The organism is Pantoea sp. Ep11b (assembly GCF_040783975.1).
GTDB lineage: Bacteria > Pseudomonadota > Gammaproteobacteria > Enterobacterales > Enterobacteriaceae > Pantoea.
Window position 1 is genome coordinate 728,135 of sequence record NZ_CP160631.1, and the last position, 19,880, is coordinate 748,014.

The following is a 19,880-nucleotide window of genomic DNA, read 5'->3' on the forward strand; positions in this document are numbered from 1 at the left end:
ACGTCATACGGGAAAAAATCATGTTTGCTGGCGTCATCTTTGCCATCACTGCCGGGCTGATGTGGGGGCTGATCTTTGTCGGGCCGCTGCTGGTGCCCGATTACCCCGGCGCGCTGCAATCGGCGGGGCGTTATGTCGCCTTTGGCGTGATCGCCCTGCCGCTGGCCTGGCACGATCGTCGCCGTCTGCGTCAGCTGGTGCGAGCAGACTGGCGCGAAGCCATTAAGCTCTCGCTGGTGGGAAACCTCTTCTATTATGCTTTTCTGGCGAACGCCATTCAGCGGACCGGCGGACCGGTTTCGACCATGATTATCGGCACGCTGCCGGTCGTGATCGCCGTGACGGCCAATCTCTGTTACGGCCATCTCGAAGGGCGGCTGTCGTGGCGGCGGCTGTTTCCGGCGCTGATCATGATGGCCGCCGGGCTGCTCTGCGTCAACGCGGCGGAGCTGCAGAATCAGGGCGCGATGCTGGATCCTGGCCGTTACCTGACCGGGCTTGTGCTGGCGCTGCTGGCCGTGATCTGCTGGACCTGGTATCCGCTGCGCAACGCCCGCTGGCTGCGGACGCATCCCGGACTGCGGCCCTCGACCTGGGCCACCGCGCAGGGGCTGGTGACACTGCCGATGGCGCTGGTGATGTATCTGCTGGTCAGCGTGCAGATCGCCTGGCAGCAGCCCGCATTTTCACTGCCGTTCGGGCCACGGCCCGCCGTGTTTGTCACTCTGATGCTGACGATTGGCCTGCTCTGTTCCTGGCTCGGCACCCTGTGCTGGAACGCAGCCAGCCAGCGTCTGCCTACCGTGCTGATGGGGCCGCTGATCGTTTTTGAGATCCTGTTCGGCCTGTTATGGACTTTTCTCTGGTATCAACGCTGGCCGCCGCAGCTCACCGTCACGGGGATTCTCTGTCTGATGGCGGGCGTAATCTGGGCCATGCGTATCAAACCTCAGCCGCGGGTGGTGTCGGTGAACGACTAACCCCCCACGCGAAACAGCAGGTGATTGCCGCGCAGAGACGACGCTGCGCGGCTTTTTAAGATTAAGCCCTATGCCGATTTGCTCGCTCTCCGGCAGATTTATGCCGCGAAATCGTTTTCATAGGGCGCTGCACCCAGGCGATTCCCCGTGCTTCCCCTGGTTATCCCCCCTTAACCCGTGAAAAAAAGCCTCTTACACCCGTCTCTCCCCCGATCTTTTCGCACCGAAAAGGGATTCACTGTTCAGATATCGGTCATTAATCAGGGAAAAAGGGACAACATTATGGACGTTACGCTTTTATCCACGGCTTTTTATTGTGGTCTGGCCCTGAGAAAAGCGGGTTAAAAACCACGATTAACTTCACTCAGTGATAAAGGAGTAAGACAATTCCGCCGCTGCGTTAATAAATAAATATTAATCTCTGGCATCAATGATGCGCAATGAAGAGAAGCAGGCGTAAGACAGATAACGTTAGTGTTAAGGAGCAATAAACTATTTATCCTGGATTATTCCTGGTCCCGGCAGAGGCAATTAACGCACTGCACGACAATTAAAGCGAAGCCGAAAGATTTTCGTCAGGACCATTGTTAACTTAAAAAAGACGTGACGATTTTTTGGCCGATGTTTAAAGCGGCTTAATCATATTCAGCGTGTTTAGTTCCGGGGATTAGCAGGGCTTATCAGATAACGAGAGGGCCCGGCCCCGCTGTTAACGGGGCCGGGAGGAGGAGAAAAGGCGTGGAATGCGAGACTTTTGCTGTTGTGAATCAATTTTACCGCAAAAAAAGAAGCTTAGCCGTGAAGCCATTCATTAGTTATAAATGGAGCGGAAAAGGGTGCCGCAATTGTCCTGTTAAATGATCTTCATCTCTTCTGGTAAGAACAAATCTCAGCGTTAAGTCTAAAAAGCGCGGTAGCATTAGGTTCAGCGGTTCTCCGTACCTGACGGATAGTGGTAGACGCTGCGGCTGATATCCAATAAGCGGCAGCTGCGGCGGGTGCCGATGTCAAAAGTACTCTGCAGAAAATCCACAGCCTGACGTTTTTCATTCGTCGTAAAGAAGTGCTTCAGCACGCTCTGCAGCATCTCTTTGTCAGAGTTGAGGATCTGCAGTTCGCGTGTGATGTTCTGCAGTTTTTCTTCCAGATCCTTGATTTTTCTGCCTTCTTCCGAAGACAACCCAGAAAACTTCTTCTTCCAGCTGTAGAACGTGGCTTCAGAGATGCCTAACTCTTCACAGATTTCCCTGACTTTCACGCCCGATTCAGAAGCTTTAATGGCATTTGTGATTTGATCTTCGCTGTATCGTGACTTTCTCATAAATGCTCTTACCTTTCTTATCGATTAATGGATGAGAATGACTTTAATAATTTCTGGCACTGTAAGATTCTATTAAGGCAGTATTAAAGTGCGCGAGTTGAATTGCGAAGCCTAAATTAAGATATTTGGAATAAATATCATCATGGGATAAATCTTATTTTATTCTTATCGGCCAGGCGTGCCTTCCTGGAGGCGGGTTTTTGTTATAAATTCATCGCATCCAAATTACGAAAAAATTCTACGTACATTGGATATTTAGCCTTATCGACCTGATTAATTTGCCGATAAGGCGCTTTAAGGTTGTTTTATTTTCAGCCTGAAATCGTTTCCATTTGAAGTGATTCGCGCCATTTATAATAAGAATTATCCTGAATTCACTCTCCGGAATATGATTTACTTCTCACTTTTCGGACCAGTTTGGTCTGAAGTCTTACATTTCCGCCAGGCCCACTGAGCGCTTATTAATTCGTTACAGGGATGTTGTACCGAAGCGGTTGTAGTTGAGTAATACTAAGGAAGAGTCGATGAAATTGAGCGTAATGTCGAATGCCGCCTGGATGATGTCTGAAAAGATCATCTCCGTTTTTGGCGTCATTTTTGTGACGTCTTACGTGGCGAAATCCTTTGGTCCGACGGTGTTCGGCCAGATGGCGTTTTCTACTTCACTGTTTGCAATGGTGCAGACCGTTGCAATCTTTGGCACCGAAACCATTCTGTTCAAGCGCGTCAGCAAAAATGCGGCCAAAGGGCTGCGTCTGATGACGATCGCCCGCACGCTGCGGATGGTGCTGCTGCTGGCGACATCGGTGCCAGTCTTAATCTGGGTCTGGTACAACATGCAGGAAAACTTCCTGGCATTTGCACTGGCCTCATTTGTGGCTTCGGTGTTTGTCACTCAGGACACCTTCAGCGTCTATAACAACGCCCGGCTTGCCTCGCGGCTGAACACGATCGCCAACGCGGTGGGAATGCTGCTGAGTTTCGCCATCAGCTTCACCATCGCCTGGCTGCGTCTGAATCCGCTCTGGCTGACGCTGTCGATCGTGGCCGTGACGCTGGTGCCTTACCTGATTAAACGCCGCAATTTCTATCAGGAGCATCAGGATCAGATGCCGCCGCGCGAGAAGCGCACCGCCTATCTGCGTTATCTGATGTATGCCGGTCTGCCGCTGGCGATCTCCAGCATCTTTATCTCTGTGCAGGTTAAAGCCGCACAGATGTTTCTGGCGGGCACCGCGCCCGCGCGCGATCTTGGCCTGTTTGCGGCGGCTAACACCATTTCCGCCTCCTGGATTTTTATCCCGGTGGCGCTTATCACCTCCTGCTTCACTGAAATTTTCAGAGAGCGCGGCGAGGTAGCCATTAAGCTGGCTGCCCGGCTCAATGGCTATGTTATGGCTGTCTCCCTGTTGATGTTGCTGGTTATTTCGCTTTACGGCGAGCGGATCATCATTGCGTTGTACGGGCCGGAATACACACAGTCAGGAAGTCTCATTACGTTGCTGTCGATAGCGACCAGCTTTTCGGCAATGGGGACGGTAGCGTATCGCTACATGGTTAAAGAGGGAGGATTCAACTACCTGCTGCGGAAAATCATCTGCCTGATGGTCATCAGTCTGCCGCTCTCCTGGTGGTTGATTCAGGGGCACGGCATCATGGGGGCCGCGTGGAGCGTTTTCCTTTCAGAGCTCTTGTCCCTGACCGTAATGAATTACTTCTTTAAAAACGGCGTCATTCAAAAGATTCAGGTTTCCTCACTCAACTACAAAACCTACAAATGAGGTCAGATATGCTCAAGTTGAAAGAAGAACTCAGAAGAAGTGTGCAGTACTTTATCAAGAAGATGCCCTGGGCTTATCAGGACCGCATCTACTACTTCCATAAGTTCAGAAAGCTGCCCAATCTGCGTCAGCCAAAAGTGTTCAACGAGAAGGTGTTGTACCGTAAGTTTATCTTCGGCGATTACCAGAACTATGGTCGCCTGTCAGATAAATACTCGGTGCGCGAATTTATTGCTGAGAAAATCGGTAATGAGTACCTGATCCCGCTGGTTCACGAAACCACTGACCCGACCACGCTGAACAGCTTACCCTGCTGGAAAGGCACGGTGATCAAGCCGAACCACGCCTCCAACATGGTGGAGATTCTGCTGGAAGAGCCGGATGCGCTGCGCAAGCAGCAGATCATTCACGACTGCTATCGCTGGCTGAAGACCGACTTCGCCAACGAAGCGCGTGAGATCCACTACCGCTACATCAAACCACGCATTCTGGTAGAGAAGTACATTGGTGATGGCAAAAGCGCGCCGATCGATTACAAGTTCCATATGTTCAACAAGCGTGATGGCAAGTTCGAATATGTGTTGCAGGTGATCTACAACCGCTGCCAGCCGCTGCTGTCGATGAATTTCTATGTGAACAACCTCAGCGAGGCCTATCACAAGATTCGCGACACCGGTCTGGATGTCTCGCCGATCCTGCCTTCGCTGGAGCATGCGCTGGAACTGAGCAAGAAGCTGGCCAGTGATTTCGACTATGTGCGTGTGGACTGGTATATCCATGACGAACAGATCTACTTTGGCGAACTGACCTTCACCCCAGGTGCAGGGCTGGTAACCGGATTGGATCGCGGTTTAAATCAGATGATGGGAGATATGTGGATTCAGGACCGTCGCGGAACGCAGAGCCCGGGCGTGACAGTGCAGGATGTGAATATCCCTGCCATGTTGAAGAAAATTTAAGCACACACAGCAATATAAAAAACCCCGCTTCGCGGGGTTTTTTATGCGCAGAAATCAGGGCATCGGCCAGTCAGCAGGCGCCTGGCTCATCGCCTCAATAAAGGCATGCTTTGAGATAGCCAGGAAGTTATGCACGTTGTCCATGCTCAGGGTAATGCCCATCAGCCCGGTCACAAACCAGCAGGTCATGCCTAAACCGATCCCGCCACACATAAAAGCCATGACGTGACGGCTATCCTGACGAAGTTTAGTTTTCAGGGTGCTGGCAAAAAACATCATTACTGCGCTCAGCAACTCCCAACGCATAACAAGAAAACTGGCGGTTAACGTAGCCATCGGCCGGACCTCAATATCAGTAAGTATCCCTGACAATCTGCGGACATCACCGGCGGCGGAAAAGCGTGTCAGGAAAGACTTTTGCGCCGTCAAATCAGGTTCAAAGTGTGACGTGGGTCACATTATATCACCCGATTTTAAATTTTGAACAAAATCTGACTCATGGTGCGGGCATGAAATGAACAGCGGCGGAATAAACGGCGGGAAATCAGAGGGATGCGCCCGGGCAGGCGCATCGGTCAATCAGCGAACCGGGCAGCACTCGCCTGTGGTGCGCTGGGTAAAGCTGTTCAGCGTGTCGTTGCAGCCAAAACTCAGGAGGCGAGGGCGCTGGATGGCCTGACGACGCATGGTGTGACGATAAGCCGTCGGCGTCTGTGAAAACTGACGACGAAACACCCGGGAGAAGGTCTGCTGCGAGTCATAACCATACTGCATCGCGATATCGAAAACCGGGCGCTGCGTCTGCGACAGCGCTTCTGCCGCCAGCGTCAGACGGCGTTCACGAATATAACCACCCAGCGTCTGTTTCGTCACCGAACGGAACATACGCTGCAGGTGCCATTTCGAATAGCCCGACTTTGCGGCCACTTCGTCAATCGACAGGCTCTTATCAAGGTTCTGGTCAATCCAGTGCGTCAGGGAATGAATGATCTCTTCTTGCATGATGGCCTCATCCTTCTGGTGTGTAATAAAGAGGTAACAGGAGTTTAGTCGTTCCGATGGAGAAGAAGTATAATTCCTCAAGTTAACTTGAGGTAAAGGCTGAGATGAAAAAAGAACGTAACTATCCAAAACCGGTCTTAACGCCGGGTGAAGTGGCGCGCCGCAGCGGCGTCGCGGTCTCTGCGCTGCACTTCTACGAATCGAAAGGATTGATCTTCAGTACCCGTAACAGTGGCAATCAGCGGCGATACAGCCGTGACGTCCTGCGCCGCGTCGCGATTATCAAGATTGCACAGCGCATCGGTATTCCGCTGGCGACGGTCAGCGAGAGTCTGGACCACATTCCGGCCAACAAGCGCATGTCGACGCCGGAGTGGGATGCGCTGACGCAGCACTGGCGCGAAGAGCTGGACAAGCGGATCGAAACGCTGACCCGCCTGCGCAATGACCTGGATGGCTGCATCGGCTGCGGCTGTCTGTCGATGCGCGACTGTCCGCTGCGCAACCCTGGCGATCGGCTGGGTCAGCAGGGTTCCGGAGCCGTGCTGCTTGATCCCGAACAGGATGACAGACATGCGGAAGGTGAGTGACGTCTATACTGAGGGGAGGTCAACACACAGGGAACCACGATGATCACCGTTCACCATCTTGAGAAATCGCGCTCGCATCGGGTGCTGTGGCTGCTGGAAGAGCTGGAAGTGCCTTATCAGATCAAACGCTATCAGCGCGAGCCGACCATGCTGGCCCCGGCGGCGCTGAAAAAAGTGCATCCGCTGGGGAAATCGCCGGTCATCACCGACGGCAACCAGGTGGTCGCTGAATCCGGGGCCATTCTTGAGTACCTTGAAGAGAAATATGACCAGACGTTCAGGCTGAAGGTGAATGATGAGGCGTCGCGGTTGCAGTGCCGCTACTGGCTGCACTATGCCGAAGGCTCCCTGATGCCGCTGCTGGTAATGAAATTAATCTTCGGGCAGATGGGGAAAAAGCCGGTGCCCTGGCTGCTAAGGCCGGTAGGCGCAGCCTTTGGTAAAGGGGTGCAGAAGGCGTTTCTGGATAAACAGCTTAAGCCGCACATGGCGATGATTGAACAGCATCTGACCGCCCACGACTGGTTTGCCGGCCCGCATCTCACGATTGCGGATATCCAGATGAGCTTCCCGCTGCTCGCCCTGGCGCAGCGCGCCGGACTTGATCAGATGCCCGCCACGCAGAAATGGCTGAACACCGTGCAGCAGCGTGCCGCCTGGCAGCGGGCGATTGCGCAGGGCGGCGAACTTTCACTGCCCGGCTGACCGGGCGTCCAGGCCGCCTGGCCGGGTCCGGCCCCGGACAGGCGACTCATAACGCCCTGAAATCCCGTTAACGGCGGCGTTTCCGTCGCCCTCTCTCAGCCCGGCCATGCGCTCCTGATCCTGAAGAATCTCCCTCTGACAGTTGAAAATGGACGGCTAAACGCCGGATAATCGCCTGCCTTTTTTATCTGGCCGCGTCTGACGGGCCACTATCTGCGGCAAGGTAAACGTTTGCCTGCCGGGTTACGCCGGGCAGTGACGCCGTCTACCCGCTTATTCCAGGGACAGCGATGGTCGCAGAGCGATCCACACAACAAAAATTTTTGAGGCTCAACTATGTCAACTGAATCACGCCCGGCCAGTGGAAAACTGGACGCCTGGTTCTCGATCTCGGCGCGCGGCAGCAGCGTGCGTCAGGAAATTCTGGCCGGACTCACCACCTTCCTGGCGATGGTCTACTCCGTGATTGTGGTGCCGGGGATGCTGGGAAAAGCCGGTTTTTCTCCCTCTGCGGTCTTCGTTGCCACCTGCCTGGTCGCCAGCTTTGGCTCCATCGTCATGGGGCTGTGGGCCAATATGCCGATGGTGGTGGGCTGCGCCATCTCCTTAACCGCCTTCACCGCCTTCAGCCTGGTGCTGGGGCAGCACATCAGCGTGCCGGTCGCGCTGGGCGCTGTCTTCCTGATGGGCCTGCTGTTTACCCTGATCTCGGCGACCGGCATTCGCGCCTGGATCCTGCGTAACCTGCCGATGGGCGTCGCGCACGGCACCGGCATCGGGATCGGCCTGTTTCTGCTGCTGATTGCGGCTGACGGCGTGGGTCTGGTCATGAAAAATCCGGGACCGGGCCTGCCGGTGACCCTGGGCCACTTCACCACCTTTCCAGTGATGATGACGCTGCTGGGGCTGTCCGCGATTATCGGCCTGGAGAAGCGTCGGGTGCCGGGTGGCATTCTGCTGACGATCGTCGCCATTTCGCTGCTGGGGCTGATATTTGACCCGGCGGTCAGCTATCAGGGGCTGTTTGCGCTGCCCGCACTGCGCGACGCCAGTGGTCAGTCGCTGCTGTTCAGCCTGGACATTATGGGCGCAATGCAGCCTGTGGTGCTGCCCAGCGTCCTGGCGCTGGTGATGACGGCTGTGTTTGATGCTACCGGCACCATCCGCGCGGTGGCGGGCCAGGCCGGTCTGCTGGATAAACAGGGGCAGATCATTAACGGTGGCCGCGCGCTGACCACCGATTCCGTCAGCAGCCTGTTTGCCGGTCTGGTGGGGGCGTCTCCGGCGGCGGTCTACATTGAGTCGGCGGCCGGTACGGCGGCGGGGGGCAAAACCGGCCTGACCGCGATTGTGGTCGGTCTGCTGTTCCTTGTGATCCTGTTTATGTCACCGCTGGCGTATCTGGTGCCTGCTTACGCTACCGCCCCGGCCCTGATGTATGTCGGCCTGCTGATGCTCAGCAACGTGTCGAAGATCGACTTCAATGATTTTGTCGATGCGATGTCGGGCCTGCTCACGGCGGTAATCATCGTTCTGACCTGTAACATCGTGACCGGCATCATGATCGGCTTCGCCAGTCTGGTGGTCGGCCGTCTCTTCGCCGGTGAATGGCGTAAGCTCAACATCGGCACCGTCGTCATCGCTGTGGCGTTGGTGGCCTTTTACGCCGGAGGCTGGGCGATCTGACTGTACAACCGGACGTGCGGCTGCGCGTCCGGGATTTTTCACTGTTTTCCCGCCCGTCGCACGCGTAGCTGACAACCTTCACCGCACTTTGTTTTACACTTTAGCGCTTAACCAATGATTGAAAGAAACGACGCCTAAGGAAAGCATGGAAATCTTTTTTACTATTCTCATCATGACGCTGGTCGTGTCGCTCTCTGGCGTCGCGGCCCGTATCCTCCCTTTTCAGATCCCGTTGCCGCTGGTCCAGATCGCCGCCGGTGCGCTGCTGGCCTGGCCCACATTTGGTCTGCATGTGGACTTCGATCCGGAGCTGTTTCTGGTGCTGTTTATCCCGCCGCTGCTGTTCGCGGATGGCTGGAAAACGCCGATCAGCGAGTTCCTGCATCATGGCCGTGAGATCATCGGCTTAGCCCTGGCGCTGGTGCTGATTACCGTGATCGGTATCGGCTATCTGATCTACTGGATGGTACCCGGCATTCCGCTGATCCCGGCCTTTGCGCTGGCTGCGGTACTCTCGCCGACCGATGCCGTGGCGCTCTCCGGCATCGTCGGGGAAGGCCGCATTCCCAAGAAGATCATGTCGATTGTTCAGGGTGAAGCCCTGATGAATGACGCATCGGGCCTGGTCTCCCTGAAGTTTGCCGTCGCCGTCGCGATGGGCACCATGGTGTTTACCTGGAGCGGTGCCAGCATTGAGTTTCTCAAAGTGGCGATTGGCGGGCTGATTGCCGGTGTGGCCGTCTGCTGGCTCTACGGGAAATCGCTGCGCCTGCTCAGCCGCTGGAGCGGTGACGATCCGGCGACGCAGACCGTCCTGCTGCTGCTGCTGCCGTTTGCCTCTTACCTGATTGCCGAACATCTGGGCGTGTCAGGCATTCTGGCGGCCGTGGCGGCCGGGATGACCATCACCCGCTCCGGCATTATCCGTCAGGCGCCACTGGCGATGCGTCTGCGTGCCAACAGCGTCTGGCAGATGCTGGAGTTCGTGTTTAACGGCATGGTCTTCCTGATGCTGGGCCTGCAGCTGCCGGACATCCTGCAGACTTCTGTCGATCAGGCGCAGGCCGATCCTAATGTCGAACTCTGGATGCTGTTTGCCGACATCGGGCTGGTCTATCTGGCGCTGATGGTGGTGCGTTTCGGCTGGCTGTGGATTATGCAGCGCTTCAGCAAACGCCTGCTGAAGAAGAAGCCGCTGGAGTTCTCTAACTACTCGCTGCGTGAACTGCTGATCGCCTCCTTTGCCGGCGTGCGCGGTGCGATTACCCTGGCGGGTGTGCTGTCGATTCCCCTGTTCCTGAGCAACGGGGATCCCTTCCCGGCGCGCTATGAGCTGGTCTTCATCGCCACCGGCGTGATTCTCTTCTCGCTGCTGGTGGGTGTTGTGATCCTGCCGGTGCTGCTGCGCGGCATCGACAGCATCGACAAAGGCGCACATCGTCGCGAACTGCAGAGCGCCCGCGCGGTGATGGCCGGGGCGGCGATTGAGAGCCTGCACAAGATGGAAGAGCGGCTGGAAAATGAGTCGGAGGAGAACATCGATCCAGAGCTGCTGAAAGAGGTGAGCCTGCGGGTGATTGGTAACCTGCGTCGCCGCGCCGAAGGGAAGAATGATCTCGAACATGCGCTCTACGCCGAGAACCTGGAGCGCCGCTTCCGCCTGACCGGACTGCGCGCCGAGCGTGCCGAGGTCTACCATCTGCGCGCCACCCAGCAGATCTCCAACGAGACTATGCAGAAGTTACTGCACGATCTGGATCTGCTGGAAATCCTGCTGATCGAAAAAGAGGAGTAAGGTCAGGCTGGCACGCCTGCGCGGAGGCAGCGTGCCAGCCTTTTACACCGACAGGCGCGGCGGTTCATCCGGCCAGTGCTCGCGGCAGCAGGCAATCCACGCCTGCGCACTGCGCGACAGATAGCTCCCCTCCCGCCAGATCAATCCCAGGCTCCACTTCAGTTCCGATTCCAGCGGCAGCCACAGCAGAGACTGTTTGTCCAGGCGCTGACAGATCGGCTCCGGCAGAATCGCCAGCCCCATCCCGGCCTGCACCATCGCCGCCAGAAAATCCCACTGTCCGCTGCGCACCGCCACCGTCGGCGTCAGGCTGAGCCGCTGAAAGGCCTGCATCAGCTGACGGTTCAGCGAGAACTCTTCGTTGAAAATCAGCAGCGGATGCTGTGCGAGTTCGGTCAGACTCATCTGCTGACGGCCGAGCCACCCGGGATGGCGCGGCAGCAGCACACAGAGCGGATGATGCATCAGCGGCAGGGTGTTCAGCGGCAGCCCGGCGTCCACCGGCAGGGCGGTCAGGGCGATATCGAGGCTGCCCGCCAGCACTGCCTGCTGTACCGTCAGACCGCCAAACTCAGAGATCTTCAGCTTCACGCCGGGATAACGGCGGCGAAAGGCGGATATCGAACCGGCTATCTGCATACCGACCATCGGCGGAATACCGAGCCGCAGCTCGCCGGTTTTGAGCTGGTTGATGTCACCGATCTCCGCCTCCAGCTGATGAAACTCCTGCAGGATCGCCAGACCACGCTGATAGACCGCCTCGCCGCTGTCGGTGAGGTGCAGACGGCGGCCATCGCGCAGGATCAGCGTGCAGCCCAGCTCCTCCTCCAGCTGACGCAGCATCTTGCTGATGGTCGGCTGGGTCACGAACAGTTTCTGCGCCGCCCGGGTAAAGCTCTGCTGGCGGACGACCTCAGTAAAGTAACGCAGGGCGCGGACATCCATAACTATTCCTTTCAGGCATGATTGCGATAATTTTAATTCATTTTTTTCACCTTCTGTGGGCGTTTTATACTGGTGCAGTCAATTTATTCGGGGAGAGAGGAAGATGGCGTCCGTGCTGGTTTCACGCAGTCACCGCGCAGCGCAGTGGTTCAGTCTGCCGCTGCAGCTGGGGTTCTATATCGGCCTCTATATCGCCTGCGACCGGCTGGTAAGCTGGCTGCATCTGCCGCTGCCCGCCAACATTGTCGGGATGCTGCTGATGCTGGCGTTAATCGTAACGCGGATTGTGCCGCTGAACTGGGTAAAAGCGGGATCGCGCTGGCTGCTGGCAGAGATGCTGCTGTTCTTTGTTCCGGCGGTGGTGGCCGTGGTCAACTATGGCGATCTGTTGCGGGTGGATGGCTGGCGCATCTGCGTGGTAATTGGTGTCAGTACGCTGCTGGTGCTGGCCTCGACGGCCTGGGTCGTGGAGAGGCTTTATCAGTATGAAGTCGCGCGTGCCGCGCGTAAGCAGGCACCCGATGCGTGATCTCCTGCTCAGCCTGCTGTGTGTGGCGGTCACGCTGCTGGTTTATGCGCTGAATAAACGGCTCTATCGACGCTGGCGGACAATGCTGCTGATGCCGCTGGTGATGACGCCCCTGGTGCTGGTGGCGCTGCTGCTGCTGACGCACATCAGCTGGCAGGATTACATCGCAGAAAACCACTGGCTGCTCTGGCTGCTCGGCCCGGCCACGCTGGCCTTTGCGGTGCCGGTCTATGAGAACGTGGCGATCATCCGACGCCACTGGCTGTCGCTGAGCGCGGGGGTCATCACCGCCACGCTGGTCGCCGTCTGCAGTTCCGTCTGGCTGGCGCGGCTGCTCACCCTGCCGGAGTCGATCCAGCGCAGTCTGGCCGTGCGCTCTATTACCACCCCCTTTGCGCTGGCGGCGGCAGGCCCGATTGGCGGTCAGCCCGATCTGGTGGCGCTGTTTGTGGTGATCACCGGCGTGTTTGGTATGGCGGTGGGGGATGTGCTGTTTCTGCGGATCGCGATTAAACAGGGGGTCGCGAAAGGCGCCGGATTCGGCGCGGCGTCGCACGGAGCCGGAACCGCACGCGCCTGGCAGCTGGGCCAGCAGGAGGGCGTCGTCGCCAGCCTGGTGATGATGCTGTCGGGCGTATTCACCGTGGTGATGGCACCCCTGATTGGCCACCTGATGTGGGCAATATAGTCTACACTCCGTTGCGCGGGTGATGACATGCAGGCAGAAAGGGACACGGTTTTTTACGTAAAGTTTTCGCTATTTTGTTGTCACCCCATTTCAGGCTGTTAACCTTGCGGCCGAATTAATTGTCATGGAGTGGAATCATGTTTAAGCAATTTGTTGCCGGGAGCGCCTTCGGGCTGGTTTTACTGAGCGGTGCAGCTCAGGCGATTGAAGGCAGTGTGGACGTCAGCGAACACAACACCAATCTGAATCTGGGTCTGGGCACCACGACCCCTGGCCTGTTTCTGAAGGGTAACTGGCTGCGCAGCGACCATGACGGCAGCACCTACGGCGCCGGTCTGGGCTACAACGTTGACTTCGGACCTCTGCGTCTGGCGCCGACCGCAAAAGCGATCTTCACCCATCCTGAAGATGGAAAAGATGGATTTGCGGTGGCGCTGGGTGGCGCTGCGAACTACAGCTTCAACAGCATGTGGGGCTTGTATGGCGAATATTATTACGCACCGGAGTCGCTTACCGATCACCTCGACAGCTATCAGGAAGCCGCTGGCGGCCTGAGCTTTACGCCGGTTTCTCTGCTGAACCTGCGCGTGGGTTATCAGTACATCGAACTGAACAACAAAGGCGGACGCAAAGATAACGTGCTGGTCGATGGCCCGTACGTGGGTGCCTCACTGCGCTTCTGATCCCGTGGCATGAAAAGAAAAGGGCGGCTGTTATCAGCCGCCCTTTTTTTGTGCCACCACAAAATCAGTGGGCTTTACCCTGCTGAATGCCGGTGCCGGTCTGTGAACGAATAAACTGCGCCCGGAAACGGGAACGCTCCTCTGCGCCCTGCGGCGTATGGTCGGTAACAGAGAAGATCCAGATGCCGATAAACGCCACGGCCATGGAGAAGAGCGCCGGATACTCATACGGGAAAACCGGCGTGGCGTTACCCAGTACCTGCACCCATACGGTCGGGCCAAGGATCATCAGGATCACGGCAGTCAGCAGGCCCAGCCAGCCGCCCACCATCGCACCGCGCGTGGTGAGTTTCGACCAGTACATCGACAGCAGAATGATCGGGAAGTTACAGCTGGCCGCAATCGAGAAGGCCAGCCCGACCATAAAGGCGATGTTCTGCTTCTCAAACAGGATACCCAGGGCAATCGCCACCACGCCCAGCGCCAGCACGGTGATTTTGGAGACCCGCAGCTCATCTTTCTCGCTGGCCTGGCCTTTACGATAGACGCTGGCGTAGAGATCGTGCGACACCGCTGAGGCACCCGCCAGGGTCAGGCCCGCCACCACCGCCAGGATCGTGGCGAAGGCAACCGCAGAGATAAAGCCCAGGAAGGTGCTGCCCCCCACGGCATTAGCCAGGTGCACCGCCGCCATGTTGGTGCCGCCAATCAGCGCGCCGCTGGCATCTTTAAAGATCGGATTCGCGCCGACCAGCAGAATGGCACCAAAGCCGATGATAAAGGTGAGGAAGTAGAAATACCCCATAAAGCCGGTGGCCCAGAAGACGCTTTTACGCGCCTCTTTGGCATCCGCCACGGTGAAGAAACGCATCAGGATATGCGGTAATCCGGCCGTACCGAACATCAGCCCCAGCCCCAGCGACAGCGCCGAAATCGGATCTTTCACCAGCCCGCCCGGCTGCATAATGGCGCTGCCTTTAGGATGAACCGCCATCGCCTCGGTGAACAGCGTATTGAAGCTGAAACCGGTCGCCTTCATTACCATCACCGCCATAAAGGTGGCACCAAACAGCAGCAGCACCGCCTTGATGATCTGCACCCAGGTGGTGGCGAGCATGCCGCCAAACAGGACATACATCACCATCAGAATGCCGACCAGCACTACCGCCACATGGTAGTTAAGGCCAAACAGCAGCTGGATAAGTTTACCGGCACCCACCATCTGCGCAATCAGGTAGAGCGCCACCACCACCAGCGATCCGCAGGCCGACAGGATACGGATCGGCATCTGCTTCAGGCGGTAGGAGGCGACGTCGGCAAAGGTATAGCGACCCAGGTTGCGCAGCCGCTCGGCGATTAAAAACAGAATCATCGGCCAGCCGACCAGGAAGCCGAGCGAGTAGATGAGGCCGTCATAGCCGGAGGTGTAGACCAGCGCCGAAATGCCCAGGAACGAGGCAGCGGACATAAAGTCACCCGCCATCGCCAGGCCATTCTGAAAGCCGGTGATATTGCCGCCTGCGGTGTAGTAGTCGTTACGCGATCGGGTGCGCCGGGAGGCCCAGTAGGTAATGCCCAGCGTGGCACCGACGAAAACCATAAACATGATGATCGCCTGATAGTTGGTCGCCTGACGCTGCACCGCGCCGGTGATCGCATCGGCCGCCAGGGCAGAAAACGTCAGCAGCATGGCCAGCAGCCATAAGGTGAGACGGGTCATGATTTCACCTCGCTGAGGATCGCTTTGGTTAAACGGTCAAACTCACCGTTGGCGCGCCAGACATAGACGCCGGTCAGGACAAACGACATCACGATCAGCCCGACACCAATCGGGATACCGCGCGTGACGCTGGTGCCGGCGTGCAGTGGCGTACCCAGCCAGCCGGGTGCAAAGGCAATCAGCAGGATAAAGCCGACATACAGTACCAGCATAATCAGCGACAGCAGCGTGGCGAACGCCTGACGTTTACGGACTAACTCATGAAAACGGGGATTGCGTTCAATCTGCTGATTGATGGCATCCTGATTCGAAAGGGCGTCATTCATCACATTTTCTCCAGAGGGCTTGCAGGCAGGAACCTCGCGCAGGGCGCGGATTCAGCTGGTTATAGTAGTTGTGACTCGCGAAACAGACTGCGTGGGGCGGGGGTGGCGGGAAGCGATCTTCCCGCCGGATTGCGTGCGCTTAAGGCATTTTAATCGACTGCTTCTCCTCAAGCAGTTTCTCCACCACGCCAGGGTCGGCGAGGGTCGAGGTATCACCCAGATTACTGGTGTCGCCGGTGGCGATCTTGCGCAGAATACGGCGCATGATTTTGCCCGAGCGGGTCTTCGGCAGAGAGTCGGTCCAGTGCAGCACGTCCGGTGTGGCGATGGGGCCGATCTCTTTGCGCACCCACTGCCGCACGTCGCTGTAGAGCTCCGGCGACGGCTCTTCACCGTGGTTCAGGGTAATGTAGGCATAGATCGCCTGGCCTTTGATGCTGTGCGGGATCCCGACGACCGCCGCTTCGGCAATTTTCGGATGGGAAACCAGCGCCGACTCGATCTCGGCGGTGCCAAGCCGGTGACCCGAGACGTTGAGTACGTCATCGACGCGTCCGGTGATCCAGTAGTAGCCATCTTCATCGCGACGGGCGCCGTCACCACTGAAGTAGACGTTTTTAAAGGTGGAGAAGTAGGTCTGCTCGAAGCGGTCGTGATCGCCATAGAGCGTACGCGCCTGGCCGGGCCAGGAGTCCGTGATCACCAGATTGCCCTCGCAGGCACCCTCCTGCGGCTGGCCTTCGTTGTCCACCAGTGCCGGTTGCACGCCAAAGAAAGGACGGGTAGCGGAACCGGCTTTCAGCTCGGTTGCCCCTGGCAGCGGCGTGATCATGAAACCGCCGGTTTCGGTCTGCCACCACGTATCCACGATCGGGCAGCGGCTGTTGCCGATTTTCTTGTAGTACCACTCCCAGGCTTCCGGGTTAATCGGCTCGCCGACCGATCCCATAATGCGCAGGCTGCTGCGGTCGGTGCCTTCAATCGCCTTGTCACCCTCGGCCATCAGCGCACGGATTGCCGTCGGCGCAGTGTAGAGCAGGGTAACTTTATGCTTGTCGACCACCTCGGCCATGCGGCTTGGCGCTGGCCAGTTCGGCACCCCTTCAAACATCAGCGTGGTCGCCCCGCAGGCCAGCGGGCCATAGACCAGATAGCTGTGGCCCGTGACCCAGCCTACATCGGCGGTGCACCAGTAGATATCATCCTGATGGTAGTCAAAGACGAACTTGAAGGTGGTCGCGGCGTAGACCAGATAGCCGCCCGTGGTGTGCAGCACCCCTTTGGGCTTGCCGGTGGAGCCTGACGTATAAAGGATAAAGAGAGGATCTTCCGCGCCGACTTCGGCGGCAGAATGGTTGGTGCTGGCGTTCTGCATCAGGTCGTGCCACCAGCGATCGCGGCCTTCCACCCAACCGATATCTTTACCGGTGCGCTGGAACACCACAACGTTTTTCACGCTGGTAACGTGAGGATTTTTTAAGGCGTCATCGACATTTTTCTTCAGCGGAATGCTGCGTCCGGCGCGGATCCCTTCGTCGGCGGTGATGACCAGCGACGCACTGGAGTCGACGATACGCCCGGCAACCGCCTCCGGTGAAAAGCCGCCGAAGATGACCGAATGAACGGCACCGATACGCGCACAGGCGAGCATGGCGACAGCCGCTTCGGGCACCATCGGCATATAGATCGCCACCACATCGCCTTTTTTCACCTCCAGCAGCTCCAGCACATTGGCGAAGCGACAGACTTCGGCGTGTAGCTGGCGGAAGGTCAGGGTTTTGCTTTCGCTGGCGTCGTCACCTTCCCAGATAATGGCGGGATGATCGCCGCGTGTGGCGAGATGACGGTCAAGGCAGTTTGCCGCCAGGTTGAGCGTGCCATCTTCGTACCAGCGAATATCAATGTTACCTGGCGCAAACGAGCAATTTTTCACCTTGCTGTAAGGCTTAATCCAGTCGAGGATTTTGCCCTGTTCACCCCAGAAACTGTCTGGATCATCGACAGATTGCTGATACATCGCCTGATACTGCTCTGCGGTAATCAGGGTGTTTGCTGCAATATTCTCTGGAACGGGATGTTTGTGTATTTGGCTCATGGCGGATCTCCTTGAAGATGTTAATGATATGTCAATCAATGGTTAATTAAAGCCCGCCCATAAGCTTTGTTTCTTTTTTGCGCCACAGATCACGGGATAAACCGTCTGCCAGGAAGTGTGAAGCCATTCTGATATTTCCGGTTAACTCTCTGGCGGCGATAGGGAATTAAGAAAGGGTGTCAGACGGGAATGCACTGGATAAAAAGCAAGCAAACGCGCCAGCCGCGTTTTTAATCCACTCTGCATAGCTATGCGGAAATTCATCTAAGTATTACTTTTCATAACAGCAGGTTAGGGATTTTTACTTCTGGCAGCACTTTATGCTACTTAGGTGGCTAACTTTTAATCGGATCCGCCAGGGGTTGCATTTACCACAGTGAAAATGGTACTTATCTCGCCCCTGTTCTGCAGGTATCAACTCAGACAGCGTCTGAATATGGGTATGAGAATCATCAGATTTTCATACGGGGCGCTGTTTCAAGACACCCTCTAATTTACCGGGCTTTTTGCTCACTCCCTGTGTGTATTGTCTTCTGCACCTTCGCAGTAGAGAAAAACGGGTTTTGACTGAGGAAATTACGCGTTATGAAAGGTTTTAAAATCAGCCTGGCCTGGCAGATTCTGACAGCCCTGGTGCTTGGCATCATCGTGGGTGCTGTGTTGCATAATCAGCCAGACAATCGTGAATGGTTAGTCACCAACATTCTCAGTCCTGCGGGCGATATCTTTATTCATCTTATCAAGATGATTGTGGTACCGATTGTGATCTCATCCCTGATTGTCGGCATCGCTGGCGTCGGTGATGCAAAGAAGCTGGGACGCATCGGCGTCAAAACGATTCTCTACTTTGAAGTGATCACCACCATTGCCATTGTGGTCGGTATTACGCTGGCCAACGTATTTCAACCCGGCACCGGCATCGATATGTCAACGCTGGCAACGGTGGACATCTCTAAATATGAAGCGACAACGGCAGAAGTCCAGGGTGGCCCGCACAGCCTGGTGACCACGATTCTGTCGCTGATCCCGCAGAACATCTTCGCTTCCATGGCGAAGGGCGACATGCTGCCGATTATCTTTTTCTCGGTGCTGTTTGGCTTAGGCCTGTCGTCACTGCCGTCAGCGCAGCGCGATCCGCTGGTGAACCTGTTCCGTGGCGTTTCTGAAGCGATGTTTAAAGTGACCCACATGATCATGCGTTATGCGCCGGTAGGGGTATTTGCGCTGATTGCGGTGACCATTGCGAACTTCGGCTTCGCTTCACTGTGGCCACTGGCGAAGCTGGTGCTGCTGGTTTACGCGGCGATCCTCTTCTTCGCCTTTGTGGTGCTGGGTGGGGTTGCGCGCTTCTGTAAGCTGCGGATCACCACGCTGATGCGTATCCTGAAAGATGAGCTGATCCTCTCTTACTCGACCTCCAGCTCAGAAACCGTGTTACCGCGTATTATGGAGAAGATGGAAGCCTACGGCGCGCCGAAAGCGATTACCAGCTTCGTGGTGCCGACCGGTTACTCGTTTAACCTGGATGGTTCGACGCTCTATCAGAGTATCGCGGCGATCTTTATTGCGCAGCTCTATGGCATCGACCTGTCGCTGACCGACGAGATCGTGCTGGTACTGACGCTGATGGTGACCTCAAAAGGGATCGCTGGCGTGCCGGGCGTCTCGTTCGTGGTGCTGCTGGCGACGCTGGGCAGCGTCGGCATTCCGCTGGAAGGCCTGGCGTTTATCGCCGGTGTTGACCGTATCATGGATATGGCGCGTACCGCGCTGAACGTGGTCGGTAACGCGCTGGCGGTGCTGGTGATTGCCCGCTGGGAAAACCAGTTCGACGCTGAACAGGCGAAACAGTATGAGCTGCAGTTGCGGACACAGACCGCAGACTGATCAGGGTTCTGACAAAGACAAGGGCTCAACGAAAGTTGGGCCCTTTTGTTTTGCGGGCTTTTGCGGGCGCCTGGGTCATCCCTGCCAGAGACCCTGTCAGCAGCCACAGAGCAACCTGCAGCCAGAGAAGGGCCATCTGAAAAGGAAAGCGTCCCACGCAGGCCTGGCATCATGGATGACGTATTCAG

Annotated in this window: 18 protein-coding genes; 11 read left to right on the forward strand and 7 right to left on the reverse strand. The window is 56.7% G+C overall.

Annotated features, from left to right (window positions below; all coding sequences use genetic code 11):
* The first annotated feature begins 20 nt into the window (after positions 1-20).
* Positions 21-980 carry a DMT family transporter gene (locus AB1748_RS03365; RefSeq protein WP_367396005.1) on the forward strand — a complete coding sequence of 320 codons (960 nt, stop codon included), beginning with the start codon at positions 21-23 and terminating at the stop codon, positions 978-980.
* A gap of 925 nt (positions 981-1,905) precedes the next feature.
* On the opposite strand, the gene AB1748_RS03370 is transcribed toward AB1748_RS03365, so the two are convergent.
* Positions 1,906-2,301 (reverse strand): transposase, encoded by a 396-nt coding sequence (locus AB1748_RS03370; RefSeq protein ID WP_111140212.1) that lies wholly within the window; start codon positions 2,299-2,301, stop codon positions 1,906-1,908.
* Positions 2,302-2,825: 524 nt separating this feature from the next.
* Between AB1748_RS03370 and AB1748_RS03375 the strand changes: the two genes are divergently transcribed.
* Both AB1748_RS03375 and AB1748_RS03380 read left to right on the forward strand, forming a co-directional pair.
* The gene (locus AB1748_RS03375) at positions 2,826-4,082 is read left to right on the forward strand and encodes an oligosaccharide flippase family protein (RefSeq protein ID WP_111140213.1); all 1,257 of its coding nucleotides are present in this window, start codon (positions 2,826-2,828) and stop codon (positions 4,080-4,082) included.
* A gap of 8 nt (positions 4,083-4,090) precedes the next feature.
* The gene (locus tag AB1748_RS03380; RefSeq protein WP_111140214.1) at positions 4,091-5,041 is read left to right on the forward strand and encodes an ATP-grasp fold amidoligase family protein; all 951 of its coding nucleotides are present in this window, start codon (positions 4,091-4,093) and stop codon (positions 5,039-5,041) included.
* Positions 5,042-5,095: 54 nt separating this feature from the next.
* Here the strand turns inward: AB1748_RS03380 and AB1748_RS03385 are convergent, their stop codons facing one another.
* Positions 5,096-5,377, reverse strand: a complete 282-nt coding sequence (locus AB1748_RS03385; RefSeq protein WP_111140215.1) for a YjcB family protein — start codon at positions 5,375-5,377, stop codon at positions 5,096-5,098.
* A gap of 243 nt (positions 5,378-5,620) precedes the next feature.
* A complete protein-coding gene (soxS, locus tag AB1748_RS03390) occupies positions 5,621-6,046 on the reverse strand; it encodes a superoxide response transcriptional regulator SoxS (RefSeq protein WP_199560009.1) in 426 nt (141 codons plus the stop codon).
* Positions 6,047-6,147: 101 nt separating this feature from the next.
* Between soxS and soxR the strand changes: the two genes are divergently transcribed.
* The 4 genes from soxR (at position 6,148) to AB1748_RS03410 (ending at position 10,819) form a co-directional block, all read left to right on the forward strand.
* Positions 6,148-6,633 carry a redox-sensitive transcriptional activator SoxR gene (gene soxR / locus AB1748_RS03395; protein ID WP_111140217.1) on the forward strand — a complete coding sequence of 162 codons (486 nt, stop codon included), beginning with the start codon at positions 6,148-6,150 and terminating at the stop codon, positions 6,631-6,633.
* 39 nt (positions 6,634-6,672) lie between these two features.
* Entirely contained in the window at positions 6,673-7,338 is a 666-nt protein-coding gene (locus AB1748_RS03400; RefSeq protein WP_111140218.1) for a glutathione S-transferase family protein, read from the forward strand.
* A 336-nt stretch (positions 7,339-7,674) separates the two neighbouring features.
* Positions 7,675-9,024 (forward strand): NCS2 family permease, encoded by a 1,350-nt coding sequence (locus AB1748_RS03405; protein ID WP_293774280.1) that lies wholly within the window; start codon positions 7,675-7,677, stop codon positions 9,022-9,024.
* 145 nt (positions 9,025-9,169) lie between these two features.
* Positions 9,170-10,819, forward strand: a complete 1,650-nt coding sequence (locus AB1748_RS03410) for a Na+/H+ antiporter (protein WP_111140220.1) — start codon at positions 9,170-9,172, stop codon at positions 10,817-10,819.
* A gap of 42 nt (positions 10,820-10,861) precedes the next feature.
* On the opposite strand, the gene AB1748_RS03415 is transcribed toward AB1748_RS03410, so the two are convergent.
* A complete protein-coding gene (locus tag AB1748_RS03415; protein ID WP_111140221.1) occupies positions 10,862-11,764 on the reverse strand; it encodes a LysR family transcriptional regulator in 903 nt (300 codons plus the stop codon).
* A 103-nt stretch (positions 11,765-11,867) separates the two neighbouring features.
* Here AB1748_RS03415 and AB1748_RS03420 point away from each other — a divergent pair, with 103 nt between their 5' ends.
* From AB1748_RS03420 to AB1748_RS03430, 3 genes are all read left to right on the forward strand, one after another.
* The gene (locus AB1748_RS03420; RefSeq protein ID WP_111140222.1) at positions 11,868-12,293 is read left to right on the forward strand and encodes a CidA/LrgA family protein; all 426 of its coding nucleotides are present in this window, start codon (positions 11,868-11,870) and stop codon (positions 12,291-12,293) included.
* A complete protein-coding gene (locus AB1748_RS03425) occupies positions 12,286-12,981 on the forward strand; it encodes an LrgB family protein (RefSeq protein WP_111140223.1) in 696 nt (231 codons plus the stop codon). Before AB1748_RS03420 ends, AB1748_RS03425 begins: the two co-directional genes overlap by 8 nt.
* A 137-nt stretch (positions 12,982-13,118) precedes the next feature.
* Entirely contained in the window at positions 13,119-13,664 is a 546-nt protein-coding gene (locus AB1748_RS03430) for a YfaZ family outer membrane protein (protein WP_293774277.1), read from the forward strand.
* A 64-nt stretch (positions 13,665-13,728) separates the two neighbouring features.
* On the opposite strand, the gene AB1748_RS03435 is transcribed toward AB1748_RS03430, so the two are convergent.
* From AB1748_RS03435 to acs, 3 genes are all read right to left on the reverse strand, one after another.
* The gene (locus tag AB1748_RS03435) at positions 13,729-15,384 is read right to left on the reverse strand and encodes a cation acetate symporter (RefSeq protein WP_367396006.1); all 1,656 of its coding nucleotides are present in this window, start codon (positions 15,382-15,384) and stop codon (positions 13,729-13,731) included.
* Positions 15,381-15,710 (reverse strand): DUF485 domain-containing protein, encoded by a 330-nt coding sequence (locus tag AB1748_RS03440; protein ID WP_111140226.1) that lies wholly within the window; start codon positions 15,708-15,710, stop codon positions 15,381-15,383. Before AB1748_RS03440 ends, AB1748_RS03435 begins: the two co-directional genes overlap by 4 nt.
* Before the next feature lie 139 nt (positions 15,711-15,849).
* Positions 15,850-17,805: an acetate--CoA ligase gene (acs, locus tag AB1748_RS03445; RefSeq protein ID WP_293774275.1), complete on the reverse strand. Its 1,956-nt coding sequence runs from the start codon at positions 17,803-17,805 to the stop codon at positions 15,850-15,852.
* Between the two features lie 585 nt (positions 17,806-18,390).
* On the opposite strand from acs, the gene gltP reads away from it, so the two are divergent.
* The gene (gltP, locus tag AB1748_RS03450; protein WP_111141280.1) at positions 18,391-19,692 is read left to right on the forward strand and encodes a glutamate/aspartate:proton symporter GltP; all 1,302 of its coding nucleotides are present in this window, start codon (positions 18,391-18,393) and stop codon (positions 19,690-19,692) included.
* Positions 19,693-19,880: the final 188 nt, after the last annotated feature.